14 protein-coding genes are annotated in these 14,168 nt (G+C 61.2%); 11 read left to right on the top strand and 3 right to left on the bottom strand.

Translation table 11 applies throughout. From position 1 onward, the window contains the following. Positions 1-16: 16 nt before the first annotated feature. The 7 genes from ACFSDX_RS03345 to ACFSDX_RS03315 all read left to right on the top strand — a co-directional run bounded on the left by ACFSDX_RS03345 (position 17) and on the right by ACFSDX_RS03315 (position 6,556). Positions 17-697, top strand: a complete 681-nt coding sequence (locus tag ACFSDX_RS03345) for a metal-dependent hydrolase (protein ID WP_382311762.1) — start codon at positions 17-19, stop codon at positions 695-697. Positions 698-847: 150 nt separating this feature from the next. Next, positions 848-1,657: a ParA family protein gene (locus ACFSDX_RS03340; protein ID WP_144847087.1), complete on the top strand. Its 810-nt coding sequence runs from the start codon at positions 848-850 to the stop codon at positions 1,655-1,657. 362 nt (positions 1,658-2,019) lie between these two features. After that, entirely contained in the window at positions 2,020-2,997 is a 978-nt protein-coding gene (locus ACFSDX_RS03335) for a ParB/RepB/Spo0J family partition protein (RefSeq protein WP_382311761.1), read from the top strand. A gap of 46 nt (positions 2,998-3,043) precedes the next feature. Next, the gene (locus ACFSDX_RS03330) at positions 3,044-3,775 is read left to right on the top strand and encodes a DUF5683 domain-containing protein (RefSeq protein ID WP_382311760.1); all 732 of its coding nucleotides are present in this window, start codon (positions 3,044-3,046) and stop codon (positions 3,773-3,775) included. Between the two features lie 107 nt (positions 3,776-3,882). Then, complete coding sequence (dapB, locus tag ACFSDX_RS03325; RefSeq protein WP_382311759.1) at positions 3,883-4,605, top strand: 4-hydroxy-tetrahydrodipicolinate reductase; 723 nt, start codon at positions 3,883-3,885, stop codon at positions 4,603-4,605. A 165-nt stretch (positions 4,606-4,770) separates the two neighbouring features. Beyond that, a complete protein-coding gene (gene lepB / locus ACFSDX_RS03320) occupies positions 4,771-5,940 on the top strand; it encodes a signal peptidase I (protein WP_382311758.1) in 1,170 nt (389 codons plus the stop codon). A 121-nt stretch (positions 5,941-6,061) separates the two neighbouring features. Beyond that, positions 6,062-6,556 carry an HNH endonuclease gene (locus ACFSDX_RS03315; RefSeq protein ID WP_382311757.1) on the top strand — a complete coding sequence of 165 codons (495 nt, stop codon included), beginning with the start codon at positions 6,062-6,064 and terminating at the stop codon, positions 6,554-6,556. Between the two features lie 76 nt (positions 6,557-6,632). Here the strand turns inward: ACFSDX_RS03315 and ACFSDX_RS03310 are convergent, their stop codons facing one another. Then, positions 6,633-7,541 (bottom strand): alpha/beta fold hydrolase, encoded by a 909-nt coding sequence (locus ACFSDX_RS03310; RefSeq protein WP_382311756.1) that lies wholly within the window; start codon positions 7,539-7,541, stop codon positions 6,633-6,635. 181 nt (positions 7,542-7,722) lie between these two features. On the opposite strand from ACFSDX_RS03310, the gene ACFSDX_RS03305 reads away from it, so the two are divergent. Then, entirely contained in the window at positions 7,723-8,970 is a 1,248-nt protein-coding gene (locus ACFSDX_RS03305) for a DUF3298 and DUF4163 domain-containing protein (protein WP_382311755.1), read from the top strand. Positions 8,971-9,178: 208 nt separating this feature from the next. Then, positions 9,179-9,772 carry a DUF4202 domain-containing protein gene (locus ACFSDX_RS03300; protein WP_382311754.1) on the top strand — a complete coding sequence of 198 codons (594 nt, stop codon included), beginning with the start codon at positions 9,179-9,181 and terminating at the stop codon, positions 9,770-9,772. Positions 9,773-9,881: 109 nt separating this feature from the next. Here ACFSDX_RS03300 and ACFSDX_RS03295 read toward each other — a convergent pair whose 3' ends face one another. Further along, positions 9,882-10,046, bottom strand: a complete 165-nt coding sequence (locus tag ACFSDX_RS03295) for a hypothetical protein (RefSeq protein WP_382311753.1) — start codon at positions 10,044-10,046, stop codon at positions 9,882-9,884. 26 nt (positions 10,047-10,072) lie between these two features. Next, a complete protein-coding gene (gene cobA, locus ACFSDX_RS03290; protein WP_382311752.1) occupies positions 10,073-10,819 on the bottom strand; it encodes a uroporphyrinogen-III C-methyltransferase in 747 nt (248 codons plus the stop codon). 318 nt (positions 10,820-11,137) lie between these two features. Here cobA and nirB point away from each other — a divergent pair, with 318 nt between their 5' ends. Further along, positions 11,138-13,642, top strand: coding sequence for a nitrite reductase large subunit NirB (nirB, locus tag ACFSDX_RS03285; RefSeq protein WP_382311751.1), 2,505 nt, complete (start codon positions 11,138-11,140; stop codon positions 13,640-13,642). A 160-nt stretch (positions 13,643-13,802) separates the two neighbouring features. Then, positions 13,803-14,153 carry a nitrite reductase small subunit NirD gene (gene nirD, locus ACFSDX_RS03280; protein WP_382311750.1) on the top strand — a complete coding sequence of 117 codons (351 nt, stop codon included), beginning with the start codon at positions 13,803-13,805 and terminating at the stop codon, positions 14,151-14,153. Positions 14,154-14,168: the final 15 nt, after the last annotated feature.

Here is a 14,168-nt window from a genome sequence, read left to right as displayed (position 1 = left end):
TTTATTTCTTTCTTCCATGCAGCTTACTTATTTCGGCCACTCCTGCTTTTTGGCCACCATCGGCGGCACGCGCGTGCTGTTCGACCCCTTCATTCGCCCCAATCCGCTGGCCAAAGACGTCGATGTTGACGCCATCGAAGCCGACTTCATCCTGCTCTCGCACGGCCACGGCGACCACATCGCCGACGCCGAGGAAATCGCCAAGCGCACGGGCGCCAAAATCGTGGCCATCGCCGAGGTAGCCGGCTACTTCGGGGCCAAAGGCCTCGACGGCATCGGCGCCAACCTAGGCGGCAAGGTGAAGCTGCCCTTCGGCACGGTGCACTTCGTGGCCGCCGCCCACAGCAGCTCGTTTCCCGACGGCTCCTACGCCGGCGTGCCCGTGGGCTTCGTCATCAAAACCAATGAGGGACAGACCTTTTACTACGCCGGCGACACGGGCCTGACCTATGACCTCAAGCTCATCAAAGACTGGTACCAACTCGATTTTGCGCTACTGCCTATCGGCGACCACTACACCATGGGCGTGACCGACGCGCTGGTAGCCGCCGACTGGGTGGGTGCCACCGAGCTCATCGGCATGCACTACGACACGTTCCCGCCGCTGGTCATCGACCACGCCGCCGCCCAGGCCGAGGCTAAAGCGGCTGGCAAAAACCTGCGGCTGCTCGCCATCGGCGAAACTATCAGCCTCTAATAAGCCCGCTAGCCAGCCATTTGGATTCGCCAGGGCCCGCCAGGCTTGGCGAATCCATTTTTTTTAGCCTTATTTTGTAAGTTGAACTCCGTCGGTCACGCCGGCCGTTAAGCTACTGGGCAGCGCCCTTCTCTGTTATTTTCGTTTGTTATGGGTAAAATCATCGCGGTAGCCAATCAAAAAGGCGGCGTTGGCAAGACTACTTCGGCCATCAACCTGGCCGCCTCGCTGGCGGCCCTCGACTACCGCACCCTGCTGGTCGATGCCGACCCGCAGGCCAACGCCACCTCGGGCGTGGGCTTCGACCCCAAGGACATCGAAAACAGCGTCTACGAGTGCATGGTCGACGGCATTCCGCCGAAGGATATTATTCTGCAAACCAATATCTTGCCGCACCTCGACCTCATGCCCTCGCACATCGACCTGGTGGGCGCCGAGGTAGAGATGATAAACCTGCCCAACCGCGAGGAGAAGATGAAGGCCGCCCTGCGCCCCCTGGCCGCCGAATACGACTTCATCATCATCGACTGCTCGCCCTCGCTGGGCCTCATCACGGTGAACGCCCTAACGGCCGCCAACTCGGTTATCATCCCGGTGCAGTGCGAGTACTTTGCCCTCGAAGGTCTGGGTAAGCTCCTGAACACCATCAAGATTATTCAGAGCCGCCTCAACACCGACCTCGAAATCGAAGGCATCCTGCTCACGATGTACGACGTGCGCCTGCGCCTCTCCAACCAAGTGGTGGAGGAAGTGCAGATGCACTTCCAGCAGCTCGTGTTCGACACCATCATCCCGCGCAACGTGAAGCTGAGCGAGTCGCCAAGCTTCGGCATCCCCGTTATCCTGCACGACGCCGAGAGCAAAGGCGCCGTGAGCTACCTCAACCTGGCCCGCGAAATAGTGGAGAAGAACAGCGTGGAGGCCAACCCCGAGGAAGAAGCAGCCGACGAGGTGGCGTAGCCATTGCTACCTTGCCGCTATGAACGGCTGGGTACACTACTTACTGGCAAAGTATACATTCAAGCCCAGTTCGGCGTCTTCTACGATGCTGGACTGGGCTTTCCGGTTTTAATAAATGTGCCGGAATTTGGCAAGCCGGAAGGCAGAATGGTTTTCCCGGATGATTATCCACCACTAGGTAGTACAATAGGTGGAGAGCTGTGTGGATTTGATGAACACAACCGGCAGGTACAAGTTAAGCGAATCTTAATGGACTTAGATGACCAATAGAAGCCAAAACTTTCCACCTTGCCCTTCGCCCGCTAGGCCGTAATTTTGAAGTTCAGCGGCCCCCTAATCATTGGGCCCTGCTGTCTGGTAGTATGTCCGCAGAGAAGAACGAAGATAAAATTCAGGCCGCCCTGGCTGCTAACCCCGCGGCGGCGGCGGCGGCCAAGCGCCGCGTAGGTGGCCTAGGCCGGGGTCTCAACGCCCTGATTGAAGGCAGCTACGACAAGCCCAGCGAGCGCGTGCTGGCCAGCCCCAACCCCGTGAATGTAGTGGGTCTGATTGCAGTGGGCCTCATCGAAGCCAACCCGTATCAGCCGCGCACGCACTTTGACCAAGAGGCGCTGCAAGAGCTGGCCGAAAGCATCCGCACCCAGGGCATCATTCAGCCCGTGACGGTGCGCCAGTTGGGCACCAACCAATACCAGCTCATCTCGGGCGAGCGCCGCCTGCAAGCCAGCAAGCTGGCGGGCCTTGATAGCATCCCGGCCTACATCCGCAAGGCCGACGACCAGCAGATGCTGGAAATGGCGCTGATTGAGAACATTCAGCGCGAAAACCTCAACGCCATCGAGATTGCCCTCAGCTACCAGCGCCTGCTGAGCGAGTGCAACCTGCGCCAGGAGGACCTAGGCGAGCGCGTGGGTAAAAACCGCTCGACTATCACCAACTACCTGCGCTTGCTGAAGCTGCCGCCCGATATTCAAATCGGCCTGCGCGACGCCGTCATTGGCATGGGCCACGCCCGCGCCCTCATCAGCATGGAAGACCCGCAACAGCAGGTGGCCCTGTACCGCCGCATTGTGGTGGAGGACCTCTCGGTGCGCCGCGTGGAGGAGCTGGTGCGCCAGGGCGCCAACCAACCCGCCACCGATGCCAAGCCCGAGCCGCGCGAGCAGCCCGCGTCCATCGTGCCGGTGGCCGAGCTGCGCCGCACCGAGCGCCAGCTCACCGACCACTTTGGCTCGAAGGTGCAGCTGCGGCCGGGCGCTCAGGGCCGGGGCGAAATCAAGATTTCGTTCGACTCGGTCGAGGATATGCAGCGTATTCTGCACATTTTGCAGCCCGCCTAACGCGTTGAATACTACGGGCCGGCGGCTTAGCGTTGGCAGCACTTGTATGCAACACCTTCTCTTCGCTGCGCCACGCTGGGCCTGGCTCTTCGGGCTTCTGCTGTGCCTAGGTCTGGCTCGCCCAGCCTGGGCGCAGCTGCCGTCCACGGCCGTGGTCGACCCCGACCTGACGCGCCCCCAGACCGACACGGCCCGCGTGGCGCCCAAGCTCACCAAGAAGCAGAAGCGTGAGCAAGCCGCCGCCGACTCGGCCCTAAAAACCGAGCGGCTGTTTGGCCTGCGCCTCACCCGGCCGCAGAAGGCACTGCTGCTGGCCGGCATAGCACCCGGCGCCGGGCAGATTTACAATAAAAAGTATTGGAAGCTACCGCTGGTCTACGGCCTGCTGGGCACCCTAGGCGGCGTGGAGTATTTCTTCCAGACGCATTACACGGACTATCGCTATGCTAAGGAACAAGTAGCCACTGGAAAAGTCAGTGCTTCACAGTTAGCGAATGCAAGAACTGAACCTATAGAAGATTGGGACTCTGCTAAAAATGCCAATAGCACCACCATTATCGAGAGCGGCATCATTTTCTACCGCCGTAACCGCGACTTATACATCTTGCTCCTGATAGGGGGGCACGGCCTGCAAATGCTGGACGCGCTAGTGGATGCCAATCTGCACGACTTCGACGTGGGCAAGGACCTAACGCTGCACTGGCAACCAGCGCTACTGCCCGTGCCGGGGCAACTGGTGCCCGGGGTAGGCGCTACTGTAGCTTTGCGGGTGAAATAGGTTTTTTGGTAGGAAGCGGGGCTGGCCCCCGCCCGGCGTTGTTGAGAAAACACCTAACAACGCCGGGTGGGGGCCAGCCCCGCTCCCTACCCAATCAAGCACCAACTATGAGAATTATTCTGATTGGCTACGGCAAAATGGGCCACACCCTGGCCGCCCTAGCCCCGGCCCACGGCCACGAAGTAGTGGGCATTGTGGACCAGCACGCCTCGACGCAACGCATCGAAGACTTCACGCCCGCCACGGCCGACGTGGCCATCGAGTTTACCCACCCCGAGTCGGCTTTCGAAAATGTGAAGGCCTGCCTGCGCCAGGGCCTGCCGGTGGTATGTGGCTCCACGGGCTGGCTGCACCACTTTGAGGAGGCCAAGGCGCTATGCCAGGAGTTGGGCGGGTCGCTGTTTTACGCGTCTAATTTCAGCGTGGGCGTCAACCTGTTCTTCCATTTCAACGAGTACATCGCGGCCAAGATGAATCAGTTTGCGGCCGGCTACGATGTGCAGATGACCGAAATTCACCACATTCATAAAGTAGACCAGCCCAGCGGTACGGCCCTCACGGCGGCGCAGGGCATTCTGGCCAACTTCCCGGCCAAGACTACCTGGCGCAACGCGCCCGCGCAGGCACCGGAAGAGCTGGCGGTGCTCAGCGAACGCCGCGGCGAAGTGGTGGGCACCCACGAGGTCCGCTACGTGTCGGCCGCCGATACCATCGAGCTGCGCCACGAGGCCCACTCGCGCGAGGGCTTTGCGGCCGGGGCGCTGCTGGCGGCGGGCTGGCTGCCGGGCCGGCCAGGCGTGTTCGGGATGAACGACCTCCTGGGGTTGTAAAAAGGCTTGTCATTGCGAGGAGGAACGACGAAGCAAACGCATCAGGACGGGCTGTTCGGGTTCTGCCTAGGTACGATTGCTTCGTCGTTCCTCCTCGCAATGACAAGCGCCGTTGTTTCTTTGCCAGAATAATTTACCGGCCGGCTTTGGCTTGCCCCCAGTTTCATGCTCTTTCGCAAAAACGACCCTACTGCCCCGCCGCCCCCGCCCAAGACCAAATCCCGCGAGTGGGTTGACTCTTTGCTGTTTGCCATCATCGCGGCCACGCTGATTCGGTGGGCCACGTTTGAGGCGTACACTATCCCGTCGCCGAGCATGGAAAACTCGCTGCTGGTGGGCGACTACCTCTTTGTGAGCAAGCTGCACTACGGGCCCATCACGCCCCAAACGCCGCTGCAGGTGCCCCTGACGCACCAGACGGTGCCGATTCTGAACGTCAAGAGCTACTCCGACGCCATTCAGCTACCGACCTACCGCTTCCCGGGCTTCAGCAGCATCAAGCGCAACGACGTGGTAGTGTTTCACGTGCCCCACGAAAGCCAGTACCCGGCCGACTTGCGCACCAACTACATCAAGCGCTGCGTGGCGGTGGCTGGCGACACGATTTCCATCCGCAGCGGGCAGGTGTACCTCAATGGCCAGCCCGGCCCCATCGCGGGCCAGCTGCAAACCACCTACTTCATGGAGGTAGCCTCGGCCAATGACGAGGTGCGCCAAGCGCTGCACGACCAGGGCGTGGTGGACTACACCCAGCCCGATGGTATGCCGGCCCTCAGCGGCAACATGCACGATGCTAACAAGCTCGGCTACTATATCAGCTGCACGTCCGCCGTGGCCGAGTTCTTCAAGAAGCAGCCCTACGTGAAGTCGATGGAGGTGTACGATGGCGACCTGCCGGCCAACAGCCTGTTTCCGGACGTGGCCGACAAGTACGGCTCGGAGGCGCGCAGCGCCACGCCCCGCGGCTGGAACCTCGACACCTACGGCCCGCTGCCCGTGCCCAAGAAGGGCCAGACCATCACGCTCAGCCCCGGCAACGCCGCGATTTACTACAAAATCGTGGCCCAGTACGAGCACAACCCAAATGTGAGCTGGGACAACGGCACCGGCATGATTTTGCAGGACGGCAAGCCCCTGACCAGCTACCTCATTAAGCAGAACTACTACTGGATGATGGGCGACAACCGCCACAACTCGGAGGACTCGCGCTTCTGGGGTTTTGTGCCCGAAGACCACGTGGTGGGCAAGGCCGTGCTTATCTGGCTTTCGGTCGACCCCTTCGGCGACTTCTGGCACAAGGTGCGCTGGAACCGGCTGTTCCATACCATTGACTAGCAGCGGGCTATAATTTAGCTCCTCGGCAGGGCCCCTCGGCGGAATCTTCGCCTAGGGGCCCTTGTTCATATGGGTGAAATCTAGTAGCTTGCAGCTATAACTAGAATTTCGCCTACCGTATATGGACCAAAAAGTGCTTGTACTCAATGGCGACTACACCGCCATTACCTTATGCAGTGTACAAAAAGCCTTCGTGCTTTTATTTCTGGATAAAGCGGAGATGGTAGCTAAGTCGGAACACGGCGTGATGCGCACGATTTCGCAGGCTTTTCCCAAGCCCAGCATCATCCGGCTGGCGCGCTACGTGCGCGTGCCCTACAAGGGCATTGCCCTCAGCCGCCACAATATTTTTAAGCGCGACCAGTACGAGTGCCAGTACTGCGGCTCGACCAAAAACCTGACCCTCGACCACGTGCTGCCCCGCTCGCGCGGCGGCGACTCGGGCTGGACCAACCTCGTGGCCGCCTGCTCGCGCTGCAACCACGCAAAGGGCCAGCGCACGCCTTCGGAAGCCAACATGCCCCTGCGCACGCAGCCCAAGAAGCCCACGCTCACGGGCTTCCTCAAGCTCTCGGCCGGCACGCTCGACCAGACCTGGCACGCCTACCTAGGGTAATTTTTACATATAAAAAAAACGCCCCGCTTTGCAGCGGGGCGTTTTTTGTTGGGCTGCGGTGCAGTCCCTAGGTCACTTAAATCGCCTCGTTTTCAGTGCGGATGGGCTGCGCTTCCACGTCGGCGCTGTCAAAATTGTCCTGCACGGGCTGGCCGTTCACGAAGGTTAGGATATCGCGGTTGAGGCGGTCCTTGGCCGTGATGTTGAGGCCGTGGGCCTCGCCATCGTACACGACGAGGCGGGCGTTGGCTACGTGCTTCACGGCCTGCTCGGCGCTGTTGGCGAGCGGCACGGTCTGGTCGTCGGCGCCGTGGATGAAGAGCGTCGGCACCTTGATGGTGGCCAAGTCAGCCCGGAAATCAGTGCTGCTGAAGGCGCGCACGCACTCGGTAGTGGCGCGCGGTGAGGCGGGCAAGGCCATAGCCTGGCTCCAGTCGAGCGTGGCCTGGGTTACGGGCTTGTTCAGCAGGCCTTGGCCGTAGAACTGCTTGCCAAACGTAGCCAGGAAGTCAAACCGGTCTTTGCCGAGATTCTGAATCATCTCGTCGAATACCGACTTGTCGACGCCCTCGGGGTTGTCGGCCGTCTTGAGCAGGTAGGGCGTTACGGCGCTCACAAAAATCACGTTTTTAACGCGGGCGCCGCTGTACTTGCTCATGTAGCGGGCTACTTCGCCGCCGCCCATCGAGAAGCCTACTAGGGTCACGTTTTGCAGGTCGAGCTCCGTGAGCACGGCGTTCAGGTCGCTGGCCAGCGTGTCGTAGTCGTAGCCGTTCCAGGGCTTCGACGACAGGCCGAAGCCGCGGCGGTCGTAGGCCACCACGCGCTTGCCGTGCAGGGGCAGTTCGGCCAGCTGGTACTCCCAGGAAGCGGAGGACAGCGGCCAGCCGTGGATGAGGACGATGGGGTCGCCCTGGCCATAGTCTTGATAATATACCTCAACGTCTTTGCCGTGAGTGTCTTGACCAACTTTGATGAGATTCATAATAAGGGGGAGCGTGGGGTTAGGAAGCACCTGGCAAAGTGTACGTAAGGCCCCGGCAATAGATTGGCTAAGCCCTAATTTTATAATCACCTAGGGAGGCACCTAGGGCGCCCGGCCGCAGTGGATGGCGGCCAGCCGGGCTGCTGCTGCTGGGCGCCCCGCCAGCGCTTTCCTTTGCGCTATGAAACCTTCTCTGTGCGCTTTGGCCGCGCTGCTCGCCCTGGCCGCCTGCCATTCGCAACCCAACCAGCCCACGGCCGGCGACGCGGCCAGCCCTGCTACCACGCCCACCGCGGGCCAAGCGGCCGTGGCCAACTCGCCGGGCACCTCCTACCAGGTATACCGCGCCCTGCTGCCCGGCCAGGCCGATAGCATCACGCTGCACTTGGTATCGGCGCCCCGCAGCGCCAGCAATGCCGACCTAGCCGGGCACTACGGCAGCTACTACGGCCCCGCTGCCCACCCCTACTCCCTGATGGGCCAGCCCAGCGCCGCCCCCGACAGCGTCATTCTCTTCGACACGAGCCCTGAGAAAGCGGTGGGTACGGGCGGCGATAACCTCTTCTGGCGCCTGCAACGGCAGGCAGGCCGCGGCGACTTGGCGGGCACCGTGGGTGGGCAGCCCGTACGCCTGCGGGCCGTGGCACCGGCGGCCGGCGCGCTCACATTTGCGGTGCGCTATTTTGCCGACTCGGCCGCCGCGTTTCCTAAAGAGGCGAAGTCGCCGCTGGGTCGCATCAGCGTGCAGGCGCTGGTGCCCCTGGGCGGCAATGAGGCAGCGCGCACTACCCTAGAGGCCAGCATGCTGCGCGACTTGCGCGGCGACACCCTCGATGGGCTGCCGACCATCACGCTGACCGCGCTTTACAAGCAGCAGCGGCAGCAGTTCTTCAAAGAATACCGCCAGGATGCCACCGACAGCCGCCCCGCCCCGGCCGATACGGCCGGCATCGGCCCCTATGGCATTGGCATGAGCTACGAAGACCAGACCGCTACTTACGTGCTGTACCAGCAGGGCAGCTTGCTGAGCCTAGGGTTTTTTCACTACAACTTTAGTGGCGGCGCCCACGGCAACTACGCCCTCACGCCCGCCAGCTACGACCTGCGCACCGGCCGCCGCCTGCGCTACGACGATATTTTTAAGCCAACCGCCGCGCAGCAATTGCCCGCGCTGCTGGGCCAGGCCGTGCGCCCCGAGGTAGGCCTGCAGCCTGGCGAGCCGCTCGATAAGCAGCTATTCGTGAGCAAAATGCCCGTGACCCACCAGGTGTACCTGACGGCGACTGGCGCCATTTTCGTTTATCAGCCTTACGAAATTGCCTCCTACGCGCAGGGCGAAATCCACGTATTTGTGCCGCTGTCGGCGCTGCGCCCGCTGCTGCGCGACGGCCTGCCCCTACCAGCCGCTAGCAACGTGGCGGCGCGCTAAAGCAGTTTTGGAGTTTGGGTGAGCGCCGGGCAGTAGCGCGAACTTTGTAATTCGCGTTTTTGAACGGTGCGGGGGCGCGCACTACAAAGTTCGCGCTACTCCCTCTTGACGTAGAAACCACGTAACCCGCTACCTAGGGCGTAACTAGCGGGCCGGGCGCTATTTTGCGCCTCCAGTGGCCCGCTTGTCAGGCCACCCGCTCCTTGCTATGCCCACGCACCCTACCCATTTCGCCGAGGCCATTCGCCTGTTCGACGCCGCTAATAGCGAAGACCCCAACCTCGAAACCGACGACGCGGGCCAGCCCATTGCCAAGGAGCTGCTGTATGCCCAGCGCATGAGCGCCTGCTTGGCCCGCGTGGCGCCCGATGCGCCCGAGGCCGTGCAGCTCGCTGCCCGCGCCCAGCACATCCGGCGCTGGAGCATTCCGCGCAGCGATTACCCCATGACGCGCCCCGCCTACCACCAGTGGCGCAACGCCCTCAAGAAATACCACGCCGAGCTAGCCGGCCAGCTCATGGCCCAAGCCGGCTACGGGCCCGAGCTCATCGAGCGCGTGCAGCAGCTACTGCAAAAGCTGCGTCTCAAGGACGACCCCGAAGTGCAGCTGCTCGAAGACGTTATCTGCCTGGTGTTTCTGGAATACTATTTTCTGCCCTTCGCCGCCCAGCACCCCGAGGAGAAGGTCATTGAAATCGTGCAGAAAACCTGGTCCAAAATGACGGAGCGCGGCCATGCCCTGGCCCTGCAGTTGCCCTTCACGCCCGAGGCGTTGGCGCTGGTGAATAGGGCGCTGGGGTAGTAGCGTAGAACTAGTACCAAAGAATACGTCCGTCATGCTCATCTGGCGTCCGCGAAGCCGAAGCATGACGGACGTTTTGCATCGCTCCGTTGCTTTGCAGCTGTTTAGCTTATCTAGCCGGCGCCTTCACGGCCTCGGCGATTAAGTCGGCTGCTTTTTGGGGCAGCAACGGCAGGGGCACGTGGCTCGCTTGCAGGGTGAGCGTGGTGGCTTTGATTTTCGTGGCCATCACCTGCTCCAGCACGGGGCTAATTAAGCGGTCGTTGCTTACCAACTCACAGACTGAAAGTCTGCGCTAATTTACCCTAGGCCCACCACGTCGCCAATAAAGATGATGGCGGGGTATGTGATGCCCGCCGCCGCTACCAGCGCAGGCAGCTCCTCGATGCGGCCGCGCACCACCTTGCGCTGGGGCAGCGAGGCGTGCATAACCACGGCGGCGAGCGTGGCGCCGCGCCCTTCCTGCACGTAGGTGGCTGCGATTTGGGGCAGCTTTTTCATGCCCATGTAAATAACCACCGTCGAGTTACTCTGCATGGCCACGCGCAGGTCGGCCGAGAGCGAGCCGTCCTTTTTGGTGCCCGTAAGTACCCAAAAGCCCTCGCTCACCACCCGGTGCGTGAGCGGAATATCTTCGAAGCCCACGGCCTGCATGCTCGAAATACCGGGCACGTAGTGCGCCGCAATGCCGTGGCTGCGGGCAAATAGCATCTCCTCAAACCCCCGGCCGAAGATAAACGGGTCGCCGCCCTTCAGGCGCACCACGCGGCCCTTGGCCAGCGCCTTTTCGCGGATAAGCTCGTGGATAACCTCCTGGGGCGTGTACTCGCCGTAGGGTTTTTTGCCTACATAAATGCACTCGCAGGCCGTGGGCGCCAGGGCCAGCAGTTCTTGGTTGGCGAGGTTATCGTAGAGCACCACGTCGGCCGTTTGCAGAATGCGGTAGGCTTTCAGCGTCAGCAGCTCGGGGTCACCGGGGCCGGCGCCTACTACATAGAGTTCGGGAGGAGGGGGCAAATGAGCCATGAGCATGGTAGCAGAACGCACAAAGGAAAGGCCGCAGCCACCGGGATAAGTAGGAGCCAAACAACTGCCGCGAACCCTTGTGCGAAATTATTTCGGCAATTTCCATAAAATGCCCCTATCAATCAGGGGCTACTTTATAAATATTTATCACAATTTTTATAAAGTAGCCCTTTGTATTAGGGTCCATTTTGTTTAAGTTTGCCTTACAAGGTAATAAACACCCTCTGCTAGGGGGTCATTTTTAGAAAAGCGCACTTCTAAAAAATTACCTACCCTTCCCCCCCTCTCCCACCCCTCGCATTTGCCTATTCATTTTATATCTACACCTAATCGGTTAGTATGGCACCGCAGGGAAAACCTACCGTCGTTGTTATCGGCAATGGCATGGTCGGCTACAAATTTTGTGAGAAGCTTCTCGCCAAGTCGACCGCTTTCAACCTCGTAGTATTCGGCGAAGAGCCCCGCGTGGCCTACGACCGCGTGCACTTGAGCGAGTATTTCGGTGGCAAAACCGCCGACGACCTGCTGATGGCGCCCACGCAGTGGTACCACAACAACGGCATCAGCCTGCACCTAGGCGACGCCGTGCAGGAAATCAACCGTGCCAACCAGACCGTGCACTCGCGCAGCGGCTTGGTGCAAGCCTACGACTACCTGGTGCTAGCCACCGGCTCGTCAGCCTTCGTGCCCGACGTGCCGGGCGTGGAGAAGAAGGGCGTGATGGTGTACCGCACCATTGAGGACCTCGACGAAATAAAAGCTTACGCCGCCACCGCCCGCAGCGGCGCCGTGCTCGGCGGCGGCCTGCTGGGCCTGGAGGCCGCCAAGGCGCTGCTCGACCTAGGCGTGGAAGATGCGCACGTGGTAGAGTTTGCTCCACGTCTGATGCCCAGGCAGATAGACACGGCCGGCAGCGCCATGCTGCAAAGCAAGCTGGAGGCCCTAGGTCTGAAAATTCACCTCAGCAAAGCCACGTCGCACATCGGCGGCAACGGCAAGATTGACTCGCTGCACTTCGGCGACGGCTCCATTCTGGAGGTCGATATGCTAGTGATTTCGGCCGGCATCCGGCCCCGCGACGAGCTGGCCAAGCTGGCCGGCCTGGAGGTGGGCATGCGCGGCGGCATCGTGGTCAACGACACCATGCAAACCACCGACCCGCGCATCTTCGCCATCGGCGAGTGCGCGCTGCACAGTGGCATGATTTACGGCCTCGTGGCTCCCGGCTACGACATGGCCGAGGTGGTAGTCAGCCAGTTGCAGCAGGGCGCGCGCGCTTTCACGGGCTACGACATGAGCAGCAAGCTCAAGCTGATTGGGGTGGACGTGGCCAGCTTCGGCGACCCGTTCATCGCGGAGCCGCACAGCCGCAGCATCGTGTTTGAAGACGCGCACAACGGCGTGTACAAACGCATCAACCTAAGCCCCGATGGCAAGTATTTGCTGGGCGGCGTGCTCATCGGCGACGCCGAGGCCTACAACATGCTGCTGCAAACGGTGAACAACAAAATCGCCCTGCCGCCGCACCCCGAAGACCTCATTCTAGGGGCCCGCGGCGGCGAAGCCGAGGGCGGCGCGGGCGTGATGAGCCTGCCCGACGAGGCGCTGGTCTGCTCGTGCGAGGCCGTGACCAAGGGCATGATTTGCGACGCCGTGACCACCCTAGGCGCCACCAGCGTGGACGCCATGAAGAAGTGCAATAAGGCCGGCACCGGCTGCGGCGGCTGCGTACCCATGGTAAAAGACCTCATCAACGGCACGCTCACGGCGCAGGGCGCTTACATCAAAAACGTGCTGTGCGAGCACTTCGACTACTCGCGCCAGGAGTTGCTGGACTTGCTACGCATCAACGAGGTGCGGACCTACGGCGCGGCCCTCGACCACTTCGGCACCGGCGACGGCTGCGAGGTGTGCAAGCCGGCGGTGGCCAGCATCTTGTCGGGCCTGTGGAATGAGCTGATTGTCAAGCAAAACGTTATTCAGGATACCAACGACCGCTACCTGGCCAACATCCAGAAGGGCGGCAGCTACTCGGTGATGCCGCGCATGGCGGGCGGCGAGGTGTCGCCGAAGCAGTTGATGACCATCGGCCGCATCGCGGAGAAGTACAACCTCTACACCAAGATTACGGGCGGCCAGCGCATCGACATGTTCGGGGCGCACGTGAGCGACCTGCCCGATATCTGGGAGGAGCTCATCGAGGCCGGTTTCGAGAGCGGGCACGCCTACGGCAAGAGCCTGCGCACCGTAAAAAGCTGCGTGGGCAGCACCTGGTGCCGCTACGGCCTGCACGACAGCGTCTCGTTCGCCATCGAAATCGAGAACCGCTACAAGGGCATCCGCTCGCCCCACAAGATGAAGAGCGGCGTGAGCGGCTGCGTGCGCGAATGCGCTGAAGCCCAAGCCAAAGACTTCGGCGTAATCGCCACCGAAAAAGGCTGGAACCTCTACGTATGCGGCAACGGCGGCGCCAAGCCCCAGCACGCCCAGCTACTGGCGGGCGACATCGACAAGGACACGCTGCTCAAGTACCTCGACCGGTTTATGATGTTCTACATCAAGACCGCTGACCCGCTCATGCGCACCGCCACCTGGCTCAATAAGATGGACGGCGGCATCGCCTACCTCCGCAACGTGGTGGTGAACGACAGCCTAGGTATCTGCGCCGACCTCGAAGCGGAAATCGAGTTGCTCATCAAAAACTACCATTGCGAGTGGAAGGAAGTGGTGGAAAACCCCGAGCTGCGCAAGCAGTTCACCCACTTCGTGAACGCGCCCAAGGTGAAAGACCCCACGATGGAATTTGCCGAAATGCGCGGGCAAAAGATGTCGAAAGCTTGGTAAGATATAGCGTGGACTCTGCGAATCCGCGGGTGAGCGGAGCGAACATCCGGCACCCAACAAGTCCAGACGCAAGCTACTCGCTCCACTCACTCGCGGACTCGCAGAATCCACGCTACGCATCAGTCGCTTACTCAATCTAAACATTCATAATCAATATTTTATGGAAACCGCAACTGCCGTTACCTGGCTACCCGTGTGCCAGGCCGCCGACATTCCCGCCGATGGCGGGGCCTGCGCTCTGGTAGAGGGTGAGCAGGTGGCCATCTTCAACTTTGCCCGGCGTGGCGAGTGGTACGCCACCCAAAACCTATGCCCCCACAAGCAGCAGATGATACTGGCGCGGGGCATGATTGGTAGCACCGGCGAAGCCTGCGAGCCCAAAGTGGCCTGCCCCTACCACAAGCGCACGTTTTCGCTGCTCACCGGCGAGTGCCTAAACGCTGACGAGTGCACCATTCAGACCTATCCCATTAAGGTTGAGGATAATACTGTGTACATCGGCTGGGCCTGATACACGGTAGCGCGG

The sequence above is a fragment of the Hymenobacter bucti genome (assembly GCF_042681145.1).
GTDB classification, from domain to species: Bacteria; Bacteroidota; Bacteroidia; order Cytophagales; family Hymenobacteraceae; genus Hymenobacter; species Hymenobacter bucti.
The sequence above is the reverse complement of the archived record's forward strand: the minus strand, read 5'-3'. Positions and strand labels throughout refer to the sequence as shown.

Excerpts from the sequence above, each read along its gene's own strand:
- dapB (WP_382311759.1), top strand. The coding sequence starts at position 3,883 with ATGAGAATTATTCTGATTGGCTACGGCAAAATGGGCCACACCCTGGCC.
- nirD (WP_382311750.1), top strand. The coding sequence starts at position 13,803 with ATGGAAACCGCAACTGCCGTTACCTGGCTACCCGTGTGCCAGGCCGCC.
- ACFSDX_RS03310 (WP_382311756.1), bottom strand. The coding sequence starts at position 7,541 with ATGAATCTCATCAAAGTTGGTCAAGACACTCACGGCAAAGACGTTGAG.
- ACFSDX_RS03305 (WP_382311755.1), top strand. The coding sequence starts at position 7,723 with ATGAAACCTTCTCTGTGCGCTTTGGCCGCGCTGCTCGCCCTGGCCGCC.
- nirB (WP_382311751.1), top strand. The coding sequence starts at position 11,138 with ATGGCACCGCAGGGAAAACCTACCGTCGTTGTTATCGGCAATGGCATG.
- ACFSDX_RS03335 (WP_382311761.1), top strand. The coding sequence starts at position 2,020 with ATGTCCGCAGAGAAGAACGAAGATAAAATTCAGGCCGCCCTGGCTGCT.
- ACFSDX_RS03345 (WP_382311762.1), top strand. The coding sequence starts at position 17 with ATGCAGCTTACTTATTTCGGCCACTCCTGCTTTTTGGCCACCATCGGC.
- ACFSDX_RS03300 (WP_382311754.1), top strand. The coding sequence starts at position 9,179 with ATGCCCACGCACCCTACCCATTTCGCCGAGGCCATTCGCCTGTTCGAC.
- lepB (WP_382311758.1), top strand. The coding sequence starts at position 4,771 with ATGCTCTTTCGCAAAAACGACCCTACTGCCCCGCCGCCCCCGCCCAAG.
- ACFSDX_RS03330 (WP_382311760.1), top strand. The coding sequence starts at position 3,044 with ATGCAACACCTTCTCTTCGCTGCGCCACGCTGGGCCTGGCTCTTCGGG.
- ACFSDX_RS03340 (WP_144847087.1), top strand. The coding sequence starts at position 848 with ATGGGTAAAATCATCGCGGTAGCCAATCAAAAAGGCGGCGTTGGCAAG.
- ACFSDX_RS03315 (WP_382311757.1), top strand. The coding sequence starts at position 6,062 with ATGGACCAAAAAGTGCTTGTACTCAATGGCGACTACACCGCCATTACC.